Here is an 18,246-nt window from a genome sequence, read left to right as displayed (position 1 = left end):
CGCCCGGTCCCGTTCCGAACCCGGAAGCTAAGCCCCATCGCGCCGAGAGTACTGCGGGGCCAGCCCGTGGGAGGCCAGGGCGCCGCTGACCGGTGGACGGCACCGAGCCGTGCGCTTGGACTGGGAAGGGGGAGGCCTCGCGGCCTCCCCCTTTTTTGCGCTATATCTATATACAAGCTGTGCCTTGTGAGCGGACTCTTCCTTTGACTCTCTTACTGTTTGGCTGTTTTTTGAACCGTCGCTTTGTATTTGCGCGATAATTACTCGCATTGACGTTAGGGAGGGCTTGATGTTTACCGTTTTCGTTTTGGGCAATATTGCTTCGGGTAAATCGACTGCCTGCCGCTTTCTGGAATCTCGCGGAGCCCTGCTTATCGATTTAGATGTTCTTGCCAAATCGCTGTACGTACCGGGGTCGGATATCGTCAATGCTCTTGCTGAAGAGTTTGGCTGGGATATTTTGGACGAGGATGGCGGTGTTCGACGTAACGTTCTCGCTTCTCGAGCTTTTGTTTCTCCCGATACGGTTGCAAGGCTCAATAGTATTGTTCACCCCGCTCTCATTGAGCAGCTTTCGCTGAGGATTCTCGATCCTGCTTGCTGTACGGTTTCGTCCCCCCGCTATCCCTTTGCGGCGGTCGAAGTATCTGCTCCGACTGGCTTTGAGGATGCCTTTGGCCTTGCGGATGAAATTATGGTTGTTAGCGCTCCTTTAGCGGTCCGTCGCGAACGCGCTATTCACCGTGGTATGGACCCATCCGATTTTGATGCTCGCTGTGCTTGCCAACCCGATGAGTCTTCGCTTTGCAGTCTCGCCACGACCGTGATTGATAACGCAGCGGGCGACAGCTCGCTCTTTGAACAACTGGACGCGTGGCTTGCTCGCCATGGCCTTATGGATGCTATGGATAAGGAGACGACAGATGCCTAAGACGCGTTTCTTTACGTGGTATCGCCTTGTGCCGCTGGTTGTCGTTTTCGTCTTTGGCCTTATCTCGCTCGTTTACTCGTGTGCTCCCGCCGCTTTCTTTAAACCGTTCTATCCGATTGACTATGAAGCGTATGTAAAGCAGTCCAGTATTTCGCATAATCTCGATCCGTATCTGGTGTGTGCCGTCATCAAGTCGGAATCAAACTGGGATCCCGAGGCGGAATCAAATCAGGGCGCCCAAGGTCTCATGCAACTTATGCCCGAAACCGCTCAGGATATGATCGCTAAGGGCCTTGTCGACGGGGACGAGTATTCAGCCGATGATCTGAATGACCCCGCTTCGAATATCGAATTTGGGTGCGCGTACCTCTCATACCTGTTGACGTATTTCAATGGGTCGACGGATAGCGCTATTGCTGCTTACAATGCCGGAATGGGCAATGTCGATGGGTGGGCGCAGCAAAACACATCGCTCCATAACGCGATTGCCTTTCCCGAGACGCAAGCCTATTTGATTCGTGTCAATAATGCCTGGGTTCGCTATAAGACCCTCTATCCCGACCGGTTCGTATAGGACTATGCCTGCCGCCTGCGTATACTGCAGATGTATGAGTTAGGAGTATCCATGGCGGATTTTGAAGTTGAGCGTGTTGGCGGAGAGCTCAAACGTTTTGGCGTTGAGGGCTCCGAGGTACCGTTTGAGGTCGTGTCTCCCTATGAGCCTGCAGGTTCACAGCCTAAGGCCATTGAGTCGCTTGTGCAGGGTGTGAGGGACGGAGACCGGTATCAGGTTTTGCTTGGCGTGACCGGCTCGGGCAAGACCTTTACCATGGCCAAGACCATCGAAGCTCTCGGTAAGCCAACGCTGGTCATGGCCCCCAACAAAACCCTCGCCGCCCAGCTTGCGAGCGAGCTCAAAGAATTCTTTCCCAACAACGCCGTGGTCTACTTCGTCTCGTACTACGACTACTATCAGCCCGAGGCATATGTGCCGCAAAGCGATACGTATATCGAGAAGGATGCTTCGATTAACGAAGAAGTCGAGATGCTTCGACATCAGGCGACCGCCTCGTTGCTTTCTCGACGCGATGTGATCGTCGTTGCTTCGGTGTCCTGCATCTATGGCATCGGCTCTCCTGAGGACTATGCGGGGCTGGCGCCGAATGTCGACAAGAAAGTACCGCTCGAGCGCGATGACTTTATCCATGCGCTCATCGACATTCAGTACGACCGGAACGACTATGACTTGGCGCGTGGCACCTTCCGCGTGCGCGGTGATGTTGTCGATGTGTATCCGCCCTATGCCGAGCATCCGTTGCGATTTGAGTTCTTTGGCGATGAGGTCGAGCTTATCGCCGAAATCGATGAGGTTACCGGTGAGATGCTTCGTGAGTATGAGGCTATTCCCGTGTGGCCGGCATCGCACTATGTGACCGAGAAGCCCAAGGTCAAGGCGGCCTTGAAGTCAATCAGTGAAGAATGCGAAAAACGCGTCGCGGAGCTCAAGGCGACCGACAAGTTGCTCGAGGCGCAACGTCTACAGCAACGGACCGATTATGACCTCGAGATGCTCGAGACGATGGGCTTTTGCAACGGCATCGAGAACTACTCGCGTCATCTGGACGGGCGTAAGCCGGGTGAGCCGCCGTTTACCTTGATTGACTACTTCCCCAAGGACATGCTCTGCATCATAGACGAGAGCCACGTGACGGTGCCACAGATTCGCGGCATGCACGAAGGCGACCGATCGCGCAAAGTTACGCTTGTTGAGCATGGTTTTCGCCTGCCCTCGGCGCTCGACAATCGCCCGCTTCGTTTCGATGAGTTTGAGGCGAGAATCCCCCAGTTCATCTATGTTTCGGCAACGCCGGGCGACTACGAGCTGCGGGTGAGCCAAAACGACGTGGAGCAGATTATTCGTCCGACCGGCCTGCTCGATCCCAAGATCGACGTGCGTCCCGTTCGCGGTCAGATTGACGATCTTGAGGATGAGATTCGCGAGCGTGTTGCCCGCAAGGAGCGCGTGCTGGTGACCACGTTGACCAAGCGCATGGCCGAGGACCTGACCGACCATCTACTTGATGCGGGCATTAAGGTCAATTACATGCACTCTGATACGGCGACAATGGACCGTGTCGAGATCCTGCGAACGCTGCGCGAGGGCAAGATCGATGTTCTCGTTGGCATCAACCTGCTTCGCGAGGGCTTGGATCTTCCCGAGGTCTCACTGGTGGCAATTCTCGATGCCGATAAGGAAGGCTTCTTGCGCAACCGTCGTTCGCTGATTCAGACGATTGGCCGTGCGGCCCGTAACGCCGATGGCGAAGTCATCATGTATGCAGACGTTGTGACCGATTCGATGAAAGCGGCCATCGAGGAGACGCAGCGCCGTCGCGAGACTCAGATGGCATATAACGAAGAACATGGCATTGTGCCCAAGACAGTGCGCAAGGCCATCAACGACATCTCAAGTTTTATTGCCGAGGCCGAAAAAACTGTGGGCTCCAAGGGACGCTCGAAGGGCGACTCTCTTGGCCATGGTGCATTCTATACGCCCGATGAGTCGGGCGAGGGCGGTGTGCCGGAAACGGTGGCGCCCGAGCAGACACTTGCGGAGCAGTTGGAAGAACTACCGCATGACGAGCTTGTGCGGATCGTCGAAACCATGGAAGAGGATATGCGTAACGCTTCTGCCGTCATGGACTTTGAGGAGGCGGCGCGCCTGCGTGATGCTGTCGTTCAGATTCGGGCGATGCTCGAGGGTGCGTCTGAGGACGAGACGATCGAGCGCTTGCGTTCGCAGGCCCGCAAGGGTTCCACGTTCGCATCGGGTAGAAAACGCCAGGGTGCACGGTTTAAGAAATAGCGAACAGGCCCCGAGTTACCTGTGGAGCTCGGGGCCTGTGTCTTTTGCACGCTGGAATTCGTTCGCTAGAGGTCTGCGATCAGGGCTTCGGCACAACGGATACCGTCGGTGGCTGCGCTCATGATGCCTCCGGCATATCCAGCTCCCTCACCACAAGGGTAGAGGCCCGGGGTCGACACGGCATGGCACGTTCGGTCTCGGGTGACAGTGACCGGTGAGCTCGAACGAGTCTCCACGCCGGTAAGAACGGCATCGGGGCGGTCGTAGCCCCGTAGCTTTTTTCCGAGTAGGGGAAGTCCCAGGCGGAGCGACTCGACGATATGCTGCGGCAGGGCTTCGTCAATTGCCGTCCAGGTCACACCGAGCGGATAGGTGGGCTTTACCTTTCCGGGCGCCTTGCTGGCGCGTCCTGCGAGGAAATCTCCGACGAGTTGTGCCGGTGCGTTCCAGTTGGAACCGCCCAGGCGATAGGCGGCCGCCTCGCAGGCGCGCTGGAGCTCGATGCCGGCGAGCGGGTCATCGTCGGGAAGGTCCTCGGGCGTGACGTTAACGAGCAGGGCGGCATTTGCGTTACGGCCGTCGCGGGCATTGAGGCTGGCGCCGTTGACGCACAGGTGGCCCTGCTCGGAAGAGGCGGCGACAACCTGCCCGCCGGGGCACATGCAAAACGAGAACACGCTGCGGCCGTTGGGAAGATGGGCGACGAGTTTGTAGGGGGCTGCTCCGAGGGCAGGATGTCCCGCCGAGGCTCCATATTGGGCTCGGTCGATGTCGCGCTGCGGATGCTCGATGCGAACGCCCATGGCAAAGGTCTTTTGTGCGAGGGCCACGTCGTGGTCCTTAAGGAGTTCAAAAATATCGCGAGCAGAATGCCCGCAGGCGAGGATGAGGTGCTTTGTCTCAATTGACTCGTAAGCGGCGTCTTGGGATGATTGGACATCAATACCGGTGATGGCGCCAGATGCGTCGATGCGAATGTCGACGAGTTTTGTTCGATAACGGACGACACCTCCGAGCTGCTCGATGCGCTGGGATATAGCGGTAACAACCGTGGGAAGGATGTCGGAGCCAATGTGCGGCTTGGCATCCCACAGAATATCGCGGGGCGCACCTGCCTCGACGAAGGTTTCGAGGATGAGGCGATGGGCGGGATTTTTTGTTCCCGTATTGAGCTTGCCGTCCGAGAAGGTCCCCGCGCCGCCCAGACCAAACTGGATATTGCTCTCGGGGTCGAGGATACGCTCCTTTAGAAAGAGGTCGATCGCCTGTGAGCGGCGAAATGCCGGGTCGCCGCGCTCGATGAGCAAGGGCTTAAGACCTGCTTCGGCAAGGGTGAGTGCGGCGAAAAGGCCGGCGCATCCGGCACCGACGACGACGGGGCGCTCTTTGGGTGCGCCGGAAACGGGGGAGGGGAATGAAGGCTCATCGTCTTCTATCGCGCGTACGCGCGAGCGGTCACGCTCGGCAACGCTGTCGACCGCTTCTCGCTCGAGGTGGGGACTAGTCAGCTCAACACGAAAGCTCAGGATAAAATGGACGTCTCGTTTTTTGCGAGCGTCGATTGACTTGCGGTGGAGCTCGATGGACTTGATCTCGGAGTCCTTGCAACGTAGGACGCGCTTGGCGACTCGCTTGCCAACAATGAGGCAGGCATTTTCATCGCCGGCTTCATCGAGTGACGCGTTGACTTGGGTGATTTCGATCATCGAGGTCTCCTTAGAGGCAAGAAAGAGGCCGTCCGGTATCCCAGACGGCCCGAATGCGTTTTTGATTATAGACTGTGCGGCTACAGGCTGCTTGCAGCGCGAATGCCCGAGAGCCAGGCCCACGCAAGGTTAAAGCCTCCGCAATCGGCGTCGATGTCGAGCGCTTCGCCGCAGACGTAAAGCGGGGCGTCGACAACGCTGCACGCGCGTAGACTGGGTGTTGAGATGCTCTCGACAGATACGCCACCACGCGTGACCTGCGCCGAGCGCTCCTCGGCTGTTCCCTCGACGAGCAACTTAAAGTGCTTGAGGATCGAGACCAGGTGGACGACATCGTTGGAGCCTGGATGGCACCGCTCGAACGCTGTGCAGACGACGCGGGAGAGTTGCGGGGCGAGCATGCCGTCGAGCCAACGGGGATCGCGGGGCGAAAAGCCGCCGAGCAGCTTAAGGCGCCTGTTAAGCATATCGAGCAACTCGTCTTTAGAGAGGTCGGGGAAAACGTCGAGCAGGATCGTATCGCCGCGCTGGATACGACGGGAGAGGTTGAAGACAGCGACGCCCGAGATGCCGAAGGTTCGAAACAGCACTTCACCGTCTTCGTGCCAGAGCTCCCTATGGTTTCGGGTGAGCGTCAAGCGGGCGCGGACGCGCAGACCATCCAACGTCTTGAGTGCCGCCCGATCGCCGACGACCGTTGCCGATACGGGGCAGAGGATGGGGCGCAGCGAAGTGAGGGGGAGGCTAAACGTATCGGCGATACCGGCGGGGTTGCCGCCCGTGGCGATAATTACGGCGCGCGCCTCCAGGGCCTCGTTCTTGCGAGGGACATCGGCGAGCGCTTTCCGAAGCGAGCGGAGCTCCGATTTTCGGTCGTCGTGCTTTTTTGCCTTGAGTGCCCGCGCTGGACGGTTTATTTGGAGTGCCCAGCCTTCGGAAGCTTTGTGCGCCGAGGCAACATTGGCTCCGCAGATTAAGGTGATACCCAGGCGGTCGCAAACGTTGAGAAGCGCGTCGCGTACCGATTCGGCGCGAAGCGAGCGCGGGTACAGCCGGCCTTCCTCGGAGGTTGTCATGATGCCCAGCGAGGAGAAGAAACCCATAAGCTCTTGTTCGGGCTGGGGGCCCATGACGGATTCGACGAATGCGGGGTGGTTATACCGCTGTGGATCAATCGATTCGTTGGAGAGGTTGCAGCGACCGTTGCCGGTCGCAAGGAGCTTAAGGCCGCAGGCGACATCGCGCTCAACGATGCAGACGCTTTTGCCAGCGCGTGCGGCCGTAATGGCGGCGGCGAGGCCTGAAGCCCCGCCGCCGATTACCAGGACGTCATAGAAGGCGCTCGTGTTCACTTAGGCCTCGTCGGTCTCGTGCGGGGCAATGGCCTCGACGGCAGAGACTGCCTGGGGCAACATGCCGTCGGGCAGTGCGGTCTCGACCTCGCCCTTATCGCAGGCCTCGGCGAGTGCCGGATTAATGGGAATCGTGCCCAAGATGTCGAGGTTATAGCGCTCTGCGACCTCGGGGAGCTTGCTCTTGCCAAAGACCTCGATCTTCTTGCCGCAGTCGGGGCACTCAATATAGCTCATGTTCTCGACAATGCCCAGAATGGGGACGTTCATCTTCTCGGCCATGTTGACCGCCTTGGCGACGATCATCGAGACCAGATCCTGCGGGCTCGTGACGATGACGATGCCGTCGACGGGCAGCGACTGGAAGACGGTGAGCGCGACGTCGCCTGTTCCCGGAGGCATGTCGACCAGCAGGTAGTCGATGGGGCCCCACGAGGTCTCGCTCCAGAACTGCCTAATGGCGCCTGCGATGACCGGACCGCGCCAAAGGACGGGGTCGGTCTCGTTTTGGAGCAGCAGGTTGGAGCTCATGACCTTGACGCCGTGCTCGGAGATTTCGGGCAGCATAAGGTTGCCAAGGGCATGGACGTGGCGTCCGCTCATACCGAACATCTTGGGGATAGAGGGACCGGTGATGTCGGCATCGAGGACGCCGACCTTGTGGCCGTGACGGGCAAGCTCGGTGGCGATGGCGCCGGTGACAAACGACTTGCCGACACCGCCCTTGCCGGAAAGCACGGCGATGACGCGTTTGACCTCGGACAGCGTGTTCTCCTCAAATTGCGACGGCGATGTTTGTCCGCCGGCGGCCTGTGCGTGCTCGCAACCCATGTATGACTCCTTTGTATATGTTGGGGCCGGGGCCCCGTGATGTGACACGAGCGTCATTGTACCCTCGTTTGCGAGCGGGAGTCATTTGTGATGCATTTGGGCCGAGCGTGCTTGCAATACGATGGGCCCAAGCGAATGAGCGGGCTTACTGAACTTTGCTGGCGAACTCGAGGTATTGCATGCGCTGCAGCTTGTCGATCGTCGAGGCGTATGGGCTGTCTTCAGATTCCAAGTCGTAGCGCAGCCCGTCGGCACCAAGATAGCCGGCGACATTGATGGTGGGCACATCTGACCTTGTTGCAAGCAGAGCCTTTTGATAGTCGGTGAGCGGGGCGCCGATCTTATTAAGGGTAATGGCTGCAATCTCGTTTGCCCCGACGGTGTCGTAGACGTTGAGCTCGGTATTGCCGGCGATTTCATAGTTAGCCCAGACGAAATAGGTCGACTGATAGATACGGAAAGCGTGGCTTGCCGTATCTTCCTGAGGGTACAGCTCGTCGTTGAGAGTCGTTGCGGCGCTCGGCTGATGGTCGCCAAAAAAGACAAGAACAACCGGTCTGCCGATATTGCGGAGCTCGTTGATAAAGTACTCGAGGTCCCGGTCGGATGCGTTGATGCAGGTAAGATAGGTGTTGAGCGCGCTATTGGCGCCCTCGCTGGCTCCCTCGACCCAATAGTTTGTCAGCTCCTCGGCGGGAACGGTGCCATAGTCGTAGCCGCCGTGATTTTGCATCGTGACGTCAAAGATGAACTGCGGGGCTTCGTCGGTTCTAAGCAGGTCGAGTATCTTGTCGTAGGTGGCGTAGTCGCATACGCCGGCATGGTAGCAGGGCGCACCTTCGAAATCGCCGATTGAAAGAAAGTCTCCAAAGCCCAGCTGCTGATAGATTTTATCTCGATGGTAGTTGACGGGGTTTTGCGGGTGCATAGCGGTAGCGGTATACCCAAGCTCTTTAAGGTTCTTTGCCAGGCTGTTGACGCCATTCATCTGATACAGCTGATAGGGGATTTTGCCTAATCCGACAAAGGCCGTTGTCGCTCCGGTCAAAAATTCGAATTCGGAGTTCGCCGTTCCGCCACCGGCGACCGAAGCGAGCATGGTGCCGCGAACAAGTGTGTCGGGAAGCGAGTTGTAGAATGCGGGGCCGGTGTACCCGGCCGCCTGGAGCTGCTCAAAGCACGAAAGGTCGCTAAAACTCTCGTTCATGACGGCAACAATCGTCGGCTTGATTTCATTGAACTGGGCAACGGCCGCCGCGCGCTGCTCGCTCGAGCCATACGTGCTGTCGTAGGTGGCGGCGAGCTCCTGCTCGATGCTCTGCGCCTCATCGGGCGTATAGTCTTCGGGCTTCTCAATGGGCAACTCGTTGACCATTTCGGTGAACGAAGTGATAAAACCCTGAGACGCATACGTGGTGATGGGCTGCCAACGGTCAAATCCAAAATTCAGCGCCTGCTCCAAGTCGATGCTGGAAAAGCCCGAGAGCCCCACAACGGTCACTAGCAGAAAAGCGCAGAGGTTAGCGGCGATTGCGGGGAAGACATGGGTGGGCGTACGGAGCTTTCTCGGTCGGATAAGCGAAAGAAGCCCCAGGGAAATCTCTAGCAGGGCTAGAGAGGTTACGATTCCGGCGGTAAAGGTAAACTCGTATCCCTCGCTCACTTCCATTGCGGTGCCAAGGGCCAAGATATCGCTTGGCAGGATGGCCTCGCCTTTAAACGTTATGACGAAGTGCTCGGCAATGCCAAGGATGCAACAGACGACGGGCACGAGGACCATGACGCCTCCATGACGCTGTCCCAGCAAATAAAGGGAGAGCAGAACCGTCGCGAGCAGCCCGACGGAAAATCCGAATGAGTTGGCGGGAATGCGATAGAACGTTTCGTTGCAGGAAATTTCGAGTGAAACGAACGAGAGCGCTGAAACAGCGGCGATGACAAGGATGTCACGGCAAATACAGGCAACCGTTCCCGTCGCAAGATCGGTTTGGTCGATAAGTCCCGAAACCAAGGGCTCGACAAGAAGTATGACGGCGGCAGCACCGAGCGCCGAATAAGAAAGGACCCATAGGGAACTGTCCTCATTTACGAGCAATTGATTCGTAATCCATGCAGCTACCATGCCGAGCGGGATGAGGAGCGTCGCGCACCAAAAGACGCGGGCAATGGGCGGCTTTTCATTGTGTTTGATTGAAAAATACACGCGCACGACGACGGTGGCCACGATAAGGACGGCGATGAATATGGGCAGATTGGCCATGTCGCTCGAAGTGATTTCAAGGGGGATATCTTCGGTCATGGACGTTCCTCTGTTACAGCAAATTAAGTTCAGTATTTGATTACTGTAACCTTTCCACGGCATTTCGAGAAACAAAGCGCCCGATACGCAAAGCTAAAGGTCTGCGAATCTTGTATTACGAACATCTGTGCGCGTCGAGTGCGCTAAACTCATCGGCAGTATGATTCGATGCAATAGGAGGCAAGGAGCTTCCATGTCTGATTCTTCTATCGTTATTCGCGGCGCTCGTGAGCACAACCTCCGTGATATCGATGTTTCCATTCCGCGTGACCAACTCGTGGTCATTACCGGTCTTTCTGGCTCGGGCAAGAGCTCGCTGGCATTTGACACTATCTATGCCGAGGGCCAGCGTCGATACGTCGAGAGCCTTTCGAGCTATGCGCGCCAGTTCTTGGGCCAGATGGACAAACCCGACTTGGATTCAATCGACGGCCTTTCGCCGGCGGTGTCGATCGACCAAAAGACGACGTCTAAAAACCCTCGCTCGACGGTTGGCACCGTAACCGAGATTTATGACTATCTGCGCCTGCTGTTCGCCCGTGTGGGCACCCCGCACTGTCCCGAATGCGGCCGCGTCATTGAGCGCCAGACGACCGACCAGGTTGCCGACAAGGTCTTGGCGGCGGGGGAGGGTCGCCGCGCGTTTGTGCTGGCACCGGTGGTGCGCGGGCGAAAAGGCGAGTACACCAAACTGTTTGAGGACCTTCGCGCCGAGGGCTTTAGCCGCGTGCGTGTCGACGGTGAAGTGCGCTCGCTCGACGATCCAATCGATCTGGACAAGAAGTTCAAGCACGATATCGAGGTCGTGGTCGATCGCATCGTGATCCGTGAGAACTCTCTGGGCCGTATTGCCGAGTCCGTTGAGCAGGCGACCGCGCTGGCTCACGGCAATGTAAATGTGTACATGCTGCCCGATCGTGATGCTCCCGAGGGGACCGAGGGCGAGCTGCTGGAGTATTCGTTGGCCTTGGCGTGCCCGGAGCATGGACACTCCATCGACGATCTTCAGCCGCGTGATTTTTCGTTTAACGCTCCCTATGGCGCATGTCCTGAGTGCGACGGCCTGGGCTTTAAGAAAACCGTTGATGCCGAGGCGCTGATCGAGGACCCCTCGAAGTCCATTGCCGACGGAGTCTTTGGTAGCCTGTTTGGCAATTCGAACTACTACCCGCAGATTTTTGCTGCGGTCTGTAAACACTTTAAGGTAAGCGCCGATACGCCGTGGGAGGACTTGCCCCCTCGCGTGCGTCGTGCATTCTTGGATGGCCTGGGCGATACGAAGATCTCGGTTGACTACCAAAAGCTCGACGGACGTCGTAGCCAGTGGGATACCAAGTTTTCGGGCGTTCGCAACATCCTGTACGAACGCTATACCGAGACGACGAACGAGAACACCAAGGCGCGCTTGGAGAAGTACATTCGCGAGGAACCGTGCTCGAGCTGCCACGGCGCTCGTTTGCGCCCTGAGATGCTCGCCGTCACCGTGGGCGGCAAGTCCATTTACGAGGTTTGTTGCCTGTCGTGCCGTGAGTCGCTCGAGTTTTTTGAGGGCCTGGAGCTCACCGAGCGCCAACAGTTTATCGGCGGGCGCATCGTCAAGGAAATCCTGGAGCGCTTGCGTTTTCTGGTCGATGTTGGACTCGACTATCTGACGCTCGATCGTGCCTCGGCGACGCTTTCTGGTGGCGAGGCGCAGCGTATTCGCCTGGCAACGCAGATCGGCGCCGGCCTCATGGGTGTCCTGTACATTTTGGACGAGCCATCGATCGGCCTTCATCAGCGTGACAACGAGCGCCTGATCAAGACCCTTGAGCGCCTGCGCGATATCGGCAATACCGTCATCGTCGTCGAACACGACGAGGACACGATCCGTGCCGCCGACTACGTGATCGACATGGGGCCCGGCGCCGGCGTCAACGGCGGACACGTAGTCGCGGCGGGAACGCCTGCCGATATCATGGCGTGTCCTGAGTCGATGACGGGCGCTTATCTGACCGGCAAACGAATGATCCGGGTGCCTGATGAACGGCGCAAGCCCGGTCGCGGCTGCCTTAAAATTACGGGCGCTCGAGCTAACAACCTCAAAAACGTTACTGCCAAGATCGAGTTTGGTACGCTTACGGTTGTTACCGGCGTGTCGGGATCGGGCAAGAGCTCCCTGGTTACCGACACCATTGCGCCTGCCCTTACGAATGCTATTCACCGTTCGACGCGCCCTGTGGGTCCGTATAAGAAAATCGAGGGCATCGAGTGTATCGATAAGGTTATCGATATCGACCAGTCGCCGATTGGCCGCACACCGCGTTCCAACCCTGCTACCTATATTGGCCTGTGGGATGATCTTCGCGCGCTGTTTGCGAGTACGCCGGAGTCGAAGGCGCGCGGCTACTCGCCGGGTCGTTTTTCCTTTAATGTGAGTGGCGGGCGCTGTGAGGCGTGCAAGGGCGACGGACAGATCAAGATCGAGATGCACTTTCTTCCCGATATCTACGTTCCCTGCGAAGTTTGCGGCGGTAAACGCTACAACCGCGAGACACTCGAGGTCACCTACCGTGGCAAGACCATCTCGGACGTGCTTGACATGAGCGTCACCGAGGCGCTGGCGTTCTTTGGGAATATCCCGCAGATTAAGCGCAAGCTTCAGACTTTGTATGACGTTGGCTTGGGCTATGTGAGTTTGGGGCAGCCTGCCACGACGCTTTCGGGCGGCGAGGCGCAGCGTGTGAAACTCGCCAAGGAGCTTCATCGACGCCAGACGGGCAAGACGTTCTATATTTTGGACGAGCCGACGACCGGCCTTCATTTTGAGGACGTCCGCCAGCTGCTCGATGTGCTGCAGCGCTTGGTCGATGCGGGCAACACGGTGCTGGTGATTGAACACAACCTTGATGTCATCAAGGTTGCCGACCGCCTGATCGATATGGGTCCCGAGGGCGGCAATGGCGGCGGAACCGTCGTGGTCTCGGGTACGCCGGAGCAGGTCGCGGCATGTTCGCAGAGTTACACGGGCAAGTTCTTGGCACCGCTGCTCAAGCGCGACCGCGAGCGTCAGGCACAACTCGACGCCCAGTAAAGAGACGCCGTCGTACGAGAAGCGCCACCGATTCCTTTCGATTCGGTGGCGCTTCTGTGTGTCGAGATGACGTATGCGGCTAAATTGGACATATACTTAGGCGTTACGTTCGAATGCGAGGGAAGGGACATGCCATGGCAAAGGCTGCAAAGACGCCGAAAACCAATGCGATGCGCGAGCTGGAAAACGCCGGCATCTCCTATATTCTCCATACGTATGAAGACGATGGCGATGAGTCGGTGGGTTTAGGCGTCGCAATTTTGGAACAACTTGGCGAGGAGCCTGGCCAGGGGTTTAAGACCTTGGTTTGCGTGACGCCGTCCAACGAACACGTTGTGTGCTGTATTCCCGTTGCCGACGAGCTTGACCTAAAGGCCGCCGCGCGCGCCGCTGGTGAAAAGTCGCTGACCATGATGCATGTCAAGGACTTGCTTGCCGCGACGGGGTATGTCCGGGGCGGCTGCAGTCCAGTCGGCATGAAAAAACGCTTTCGGACGCTGATCGATGAGACATGCGTCCTTTGGGATACCATTTTTATCTCAGGCGGTAAGCGTGGCTATCAACTTGAGCTTGCCCCCGACGACTTAGTTGCATTTTGCGGGGCGACGGTTGCCCCGATCACGAGAGAGGACTGAGCGATGCCGCAGGAAGAATCGAAGCGCGGAGCTCACTTTGCAAAGGGTTCGGCTTCTCAGACGCCCGCGCCTGAGGCTTCTTCGGTCGATGACCAGATTCGAAACGCTTGGTCCGTTGCTGCAGATCCAGGGGAGACGGCTGTGTATTTGCGTGCCGCCGGTGCCGGTACGGTGCCTCCCCGTACGATTCTCTCTTCGGCTCGTCCCGATGAGACGGCGGTGTTTTTGGCCGCGGCTCAATCCCGTGCCGGACGGATGCCTGACGCCGGGGCGTCTCGTGCGCCGCGTCCCGATGAGACGGCGGTGTTTTTGATGGCGGCTCAGGGAAAGGGCGCACTGCAGGGTGTCCCAGCCAATCGTCCCGCGAGGCCTGCAACCGACGGTGATGGCGAGCAGTTGCTTTTGGATGACGAGTGGTCACCGCTCGGCTCGACCGATCCGGTCGAGGGCGTTGCTGTTGAGGACGATGATTGGGATCTATTGTCGTTTTCTGGTCGAACCGCTGCCGCCAGGGAAGTTGACACGGTGTTTGGTAATAATGCCGTAGCTAACGATGACGATTCGTTTGACAACGATGTCACGCCTGTTGACGGAGCTTTTTCTGCCGATGATGCCGTTTTGGTCGACGACCCCTTCGCGATAATCGATGAGCCTGATATCGAGGTTGATTCTCGACAACACACTGAAGTCAGCCCCCAATCACAGGACGACGTAGATGATATGGGCTCGTCGGACTACTCTACGGTTGGCCGTTCTGCCGGCCTCATGACTGCACTGACCATTGTGTCGCGCGTCACCGGGTTTATCCGTACTTGGGCTATGGCTGCCGCCATCGGCATGTCGCTGCTCTCGTCTTCCTATCAGGTCGCCAACAACCTGCCCAATATGCTCTATGAGCTCGTGATGGGCGGTATGTTGGTTACCGCCTTTTTGCCGGTGTACATGGGCGTGCGTCGTGAGCAGGGTCGCGACGCCTCAAACGAATACGTAGGTAATCTGCTCGGCATCCTGCTTTTGCTGCTGGGCGGCATTTCGGTGTTGGGCACCGTGTTTGCTCCGGGCTTTATCTGGACGCAGTCGTTCCTTTCGGGCGATGGCGGAAGCATGGATACCGCTGCATTCATGTTCCGTTTCTTTGCCATTCAGATTTTGTTCTACGGCTTGGGCTCGGTGTTCTCGGGCGTTCTTAACGCGCATCGTGACTACTTTTGGTCGACGTTCGCCCCGGTACTCAACAATGTGATTGTCATTGCGAGTTTTATGGGCTTCGCTCCCGTATCTGCCTGCTTTGGTGAGCAGGCGGGCGTCGTTTTGATTTCGCTCGGCACGACGCTTGGCGTTTTTGTCCAGATGGCGTGCCAGATTCCCGCACTCGGTAAGCATGGTGTCCGGCCTCATATTCATATCGACTTTAAGGATCCTGCACTGCGACAGACGCTCGCGCTCGGCGTCCCGACGTTGCTCGCTACGGTATGCATGTTCGTGTCGACTTCCATTACCAACGCAGCCGCGCTGGTGGTGCAGCCCGAGACCGGTCCTTCTGTAATTGCCTATGCGCGCCTTTGGTACACACTGCCTTATGCCTTGATAGCCGCCTCGCTCTCGACGGCGCTTTATACCGAGCTTTCGCACGATGCCCAGGAAAAGGATTATGACAGCGTGCGCGTTGGTATCTCGCGCGGCGTGGCCCAGATGCTCTTCTTCCTGATTCCTTTCGCGCTATATCTCATTGTGTTTGCCCGTCCGCTCAACATGATTTATTGCGCCGGCAAGTTCGACGAGTCGGGTGTGGCGCTTGTGTCCGAGTTTCTGGTTTATCTGGCGCTCTCCCTGCCGCTCTACGGCGTGGTCGTGTTGATGCAGAAGAGCTTCTCGGCGCTGCTCGACATGAAGCCCTATAGCCGCTATTGCCTATACTCTGCCATCGGCCAGGCTGGTTCGGTTCTGCTGTTTGGTGTGGTGCTGGGCTATGGCATGCCTGCGATTGCGATTTCGTATGTTGTCGACTATGTGATTCTGGTCGGCTGTTCGCTGTGGTGGCTGCGTCGTCGTCTGCAGGGTCTTCAGGTTAAATCTATTCTGCACGGCTGCTTCTATGGCCTTTTGCTCGGCGGCCTGGGTGCCTCAGCGGGTGCCTGCGTTTTGTGGGCGCTCGAGAGTTTTGTCGGAGCGCTTGGCGGATCGATTCTTATTACCTTGGGCTATGTTTGCATCGCGGGCATGGTTTCACTTGCCGTGACTTTTGGCCTTGCCGTCCTTCTAAAGATACCTGAGGTCTCCGCGCTTCTTCGCCGCAGGTAGGCAGTCGTGGCAGGTCATGACAACATTCCAACGCTTGCCGAACAGGTTTCGCGTGTGCCCATGCAGCCTGGCTGCTACCTTTGGAAAGATGCCAAGGGCGATGTCATTTACGTTGGCAAGGCTAAAAATCTGCGCTCGCGCATGCGTCAATATGTGACGCTGCAGGACGAGCGCCAAAAGATTCCACTGATGATGCAGCTGGTTGCGAGCTTTGACTATATCGTTGTCGAGAACGAGCACGAGGCGCTGGTGCTCGAGCGCAACCTGATCGGTCAATACCATCCGTACTTTAATGTCGACCTTAAGGACGATAAGAGCTATCCCTTTATCGCTATCACCAAGAGCGATCTGTTCCCAGCTATTAAATATACTCGTGAGCGTCATAAGCCGGGAACGCGTTATTTTGGTCCCTACACCGACAGCCGCGCGGCGCGCGAGACCATTGATACGCTGCGCAAGGTAATCCCGATCTGCTCGGCTTCTTGTGCGGAATGGCGTCGATGCCGCCGTATCGTCGAGTCCCACAAGGGCGAAGAAGATATCGTCAATATGATTTGCGCTCAAAACGGGCGTCCCTGCTTTGACTTCCATGTTGGCCGCGGCCCGGGGGCATGCGTCGGTGCGATCTCTCCAGCCGACTATGCTAAAAACGTTAAACGCGTCGAGCGATTTTTGTCGGGCCATCGTAAAGATGTCGTTGATGAGCTTACATCCGAGATGACGGACGCCGCCGAAGCGCTCGATTTTGAGCGGGCGGCGCGCGTCAAGCGCCGCTTGGAAGTTATTAGGGGCCTGGACGACCGACAGCAGGTCGTTTTTCCGTCGAGTGTCGATCTCGATGTGATTGGTTTCTATCGAGAAGAGACCATTTCGGCCGCCTGCGTGTTTGTTGTGCGCGAGGGGCGAACGGTTCGAACCTGTGAGTTCATTCTCGATAAGGGCCTGGATGTCGATGAAGAGGAGCTTCAGTCGGGCTTTCTCAAGCGCTATTACGACGAGACGGCTGATATTCCAGCCGAGGTGAACCTTTCCGTCGAGCTTGAGGATGCGGAGGCGCTAGGGGAGTGGCTTTCGGACAAGCGCGAGCGTTCCTGTCATTTCCATAGGCCTCAGCGCGGCGAAAAACACCGGTTGCTCGATATGGCATCTAAAAATGCGCGTCATGCCCTCATGCGTTATATGATGCGCACGGGATACGCCGACGATCGCACCAATCGAGCGCTCCTGGAGCTTGAGAGCGCCTTGGCGCTGCCTGCGCCGCCAATGCGAATCGAGTGCTTCGATATCTCTACGCTTCATGGCACCTTTACGGTCGCCTCGATGGTGGTGTTTACCAACGGCCACGCCGACAAGAGCCAGTACCGCCGCTTTAAAATCCAGGCCGAATTGGACGAGGCGAACGACTTCGTTTCGATGTCCGAGGTTTTGGGGCGTCGCTATGCTCCCGAGCGGATGACCGACGAACGTTTTGGCTCGCGCCCCGATTTGCTCGTTGTCGACGGCGGCAAGCCGCAATTGACGGCTGCAATTAAGCAACTTGAGGCCCTTGGGCTCGATATACCAGTTTGTGGTTTGGCAAAGGCCGATGAGGAGGTTTTCGTGCCTTGGGACGAGACTCCTGTCGTACTTCCGACCGGGTCTGCGTCGCTCTATCTCATCAAGCAGGTGCGCGACGAATCGCACCGTTTTGCCATCACGTTCCATCGCGAATTGCGCGATAAAGCCATGACGGTTTCGGTACTCGATGACGTTCCAGGCGTGGGACCCACTAGAAAACGTGCAATTATGCGCCATTTTGGCTCGATGAAGCGGTTGCGCGCGGCGAGTGAGCAAGAGATCGCGGAAGTTCGCGGCATACCTGCCGATGTTGCCAAGGCGGTCCACGAGGCGCTCGTTGCATGGAATGCCGAGCGCGCCGAGGCCGCGGCTGGCCATTCCGATAGCTAAACACGAGCATAAACAACTGATATACATGATTGCGCGATTTTCAACCATTTATTTCGCCATGATTGCCTGCTGGTTTCGGGTTTTATTAACGCTAAAACGTTTGACTAACCCAAGCGAAAACCCTGCTATCCTGCGGGTTGACGAAGACTGATATCTCACCTCGCCGATACATACTGTCTGCTGTATCGTTTGTCAACGAATTCGGTGAACGGTAGTAAATACCGTTCAAGCGTATGTATGTATCGGTCGCCGAGCGCGGCACCTCAGTTGGGTTTGTCGGTAGGTAAGGTATATATCGTCCGCAA

Annotated in this window: 11 protein-coding genes and 1 rRNA gene; 8 read left to right on the top strand and 4 right to left on the bottom strand. The window is 57.4% G+C overall.

Annotation, left to right across the window (positions count from 1 at the left end; all coding sequences use genetic code 11):
- The 4 genes from rrf to uvrB all read left to right on the top strand — a co-directional run.
- Positions 1-91, top strand: a 5S ribosomal RNA gene (gene rrf / locus ACTNB2_RS07825); the annotation flags it as partial.
- A 198-nt stretch (positions 92-289) separates the two neighbouring features.
- The gene (gene coaE / locus ACTNB2_RS07820; RefSeq protein ID WP_441041051.1) at positions 290-931 is read left to right on the top strand and encodes a dephospho-CoA kinase; all 642 of its coding nucleotides are present in this window, start codon (positions 290-292) and stop codon (positions 929-931) included.
- Positions 924-1,505, top strand: coding sequence for a lytic transglycosylase domain-containing protein (locus tag ACTNB2_RS07815; protein ID WP_154517536.1), 582 nt, complete (start codon positions 924-926; stop codon positions 1,503-1,505). Before coaE ends, ACTNB2_RS07815 begins: the two co-directional genes overlap by 8 nt.
- Positions 1,506-1,556: 51 nt before the next feature.
- Positions 1,557-3,797, top strand: a complete 2,241-nt coding sequence (uvrB, locus tag ACTNB2_RS07810; protein ID WP_441041049.1) for an excinuclease ABC subunit UvrB — start codon at positions 1,557-1,559, stop codon at positions 3,795-3,797.
- Positions 3,798-3,862: 65 nt separating this feature from the next.
- Here the strand turns inward: uvrB and ACTNB2_RS07805 are convergent, their stop codons facing one another.
- The 4 genes from ACTNB2_RS07805 to ACTNB2_RS07790 form a co-directional block, all read right to left on the bottom strand.
- A complete protein-coding gene (locus ACTNB2_RS07805; RefSeq protein ID WP_441041047.1) occupies positions 3,863-5,503 on the bottom strand; it encodes an NAD(P)/FAD-dependent oxidoreductase in 1,641 nt (546 codons plus the stop codon).
- Positions 5,504-5,583: 80 nt separating this feature from the next.
- On the bottom strand, positions 5,584-6,855 hold the full coding sequence (locus ACTNB2_RS07800; RefSeq protein WP_441041045.1) for an NAD(P)/FAD-dependent oxidoreductase: 1,272 nt from the start codon (positions 6,853-6,855) through the stop codon (positions 5,584-5,586).
- Positions 6,856-7,686 carry an Mrp/NBP35 family ATP-binding protein gene (locus tag ACTNB2_RS07795; RefSeq protein ID WP_427794829.1) on the bottom strand — a complete coding sequence of 277 codons (831 nt, stop codon included), beginning with the start codon at positions 7,684-7,686 and terminating at the stop codon, positions 6,856-6,858.
- Positions 7,687-7,831: 145 nt separating this feature from the next.
- Entirely contained in the window at positions 7,832-9,985 is a 2,154-nt protein-coding gene (locus ACTNB2_RS07790; protein WP_441041043.1) for an LTA synthase family protein, read from the bottom strand.
- 193 nt (positions 9,986-10,178) lie between these two features.
- On the opposite strand from ACTNB2_RS07790, the gene uvrA reads away from it, so the two are divergent.
- The 4 genes from uvrA (at position 10,179) to uvrC (ending at position 17,941) form a co-directional block, all read left to right on the top strand.
- The gene (uvrA, locus tag ACTNB2_RS07785; RefSeq protein WP_427728763.1) at positions 10,179-13,058 is read left to right on the top strand and encodes an excinuclease ABC subunit UvrA; all 2,880 of its coding nucleotides are present in this window, start codon (positions 10,179-10,181) and stop codon (positions 13,056-13,058) included.
- A gap of 134 nt (positions 13,059-13,192) precedes the next feature.
- Positions 13,193-13,693, top strand: a complete 501-nt coding sequence (gene ybaK, locus ACTNB2_RS07780; protein ID WP_427718664.1) for a Cys-tRNA(Pro) deacylase — start codon at positions 13,193-13,195, stop codon at positions 13,691-13,693.
- A gap of 3 nt (positions 13,694-13,696) precedes the next feature.
- Complete coding sequence (gene murJ, locus ACTNB2_RS07775; RefSeq protein ID WP_441041041.1) at positions 13,697-15,994, top strand: murein biosynthesis integral membrane protein MurJ; 2,298 nt, start codon at positions 13,697-13,699, stop codon at positions 15,992-15,994.
- A 60-nt stretch (positions 15,995-16,054) separates the two neighbouring features.
- Positions 16,055-17,941, top strand: coding sequence for an excinuclease ABC subunit UvrC (gene uvrC, locus ACTNB2_RS07770; RefSeq protein WP_441041055.1), 1,887 nt, complete (start codon positions 16,055-16,057; stop codon positions 17,939-17,941).
- The last annotated feature ends 305 nt before the right edge of the window (positions 17,942-18,246 follow it).

It is taken from the genome of Collinsella sp. HCP28S3_G2 (assembly GCF_052065125.1).
Taxonomy (GTDB): domain Bacteria; phylum Actinomycetota; class Coriobacteriia; order Coriobacteriales; family Coriobacteriaceae; genus Collinsella.
This window is presented reverse-complemented; position numbering and strand designations above follow the sequence as displayed.

Bases quoted from the DNA above. Each gene is read 5' to 3' on its own strand.
- coaE (WP_441041051.1), top strand. From the start codon at position 290: ATGTTTACCGTTTTCGTTTTGGGCAATATTGCTTCGGGTAAATCGACT.
- ACTNB2_RS07795 (WP_427794829.1), bottom strand. From the start codon at position 7,686: ATGGGTTGCGAGCACGCACAGGCCGCCGGCGGACAAACATCGCCGTCG.
- ACTNB2_RS07805 (WP_441041047.1), bottom strand. From the start codon at position 5,503: ATGATCGAAATCACCCAAGTCAACGCGTCACTCGATGAAGCCGGCGAT.
- ACTNB2_RS07790 (WP_441041043.1), bottom strand. From the start codon at position 9,985: ATGACCGAAGATATCCCCCTTGAAATCACTTCGAGCGACATGGCCAAT.
- murJ (WP_441041041.1), top strand. From the start codon at position 13,697: ATGCCGCAGGAAGAATCGAAGCGCGGAGCTCACTTTGCAAAGGGTTCG.
- ACTNB2_RS07815 (WP_154517536.1), top strand. From the start codon at position 924: ATGCCTAAGACGCGTTTCTTTACGTGGTATCGCCTTGTGCCGCTGGTT.
- uvrA (WP_427728763.1), top strand. From the start codon at position 10,179: ATGTCTGATTCTTCTATCGTTATTCGCGGCGCTCGTGAGCACAACCTC.
- uvrC (WP_441041055.1), top strand. From the start codon at position 16,055: ATGCAGCCTGGCTGCTACCTTTGGAAAGATGCCAAGGGCGATGTCATT.
- uvrB (WP_441041049.1), top strand. From the start codon at position 1,557: ATGGCGGATTTTGAAGTTGAGCGTGTTGGCGGAGAGCTCAAACGTTTT.
- ybaK (WP_427718664.1), top strand. From the start codon at position 13,193: ATGGCAAAGGCTGCAAAGACGCCGAAAACCAATGCGATGCGCGAGCTG.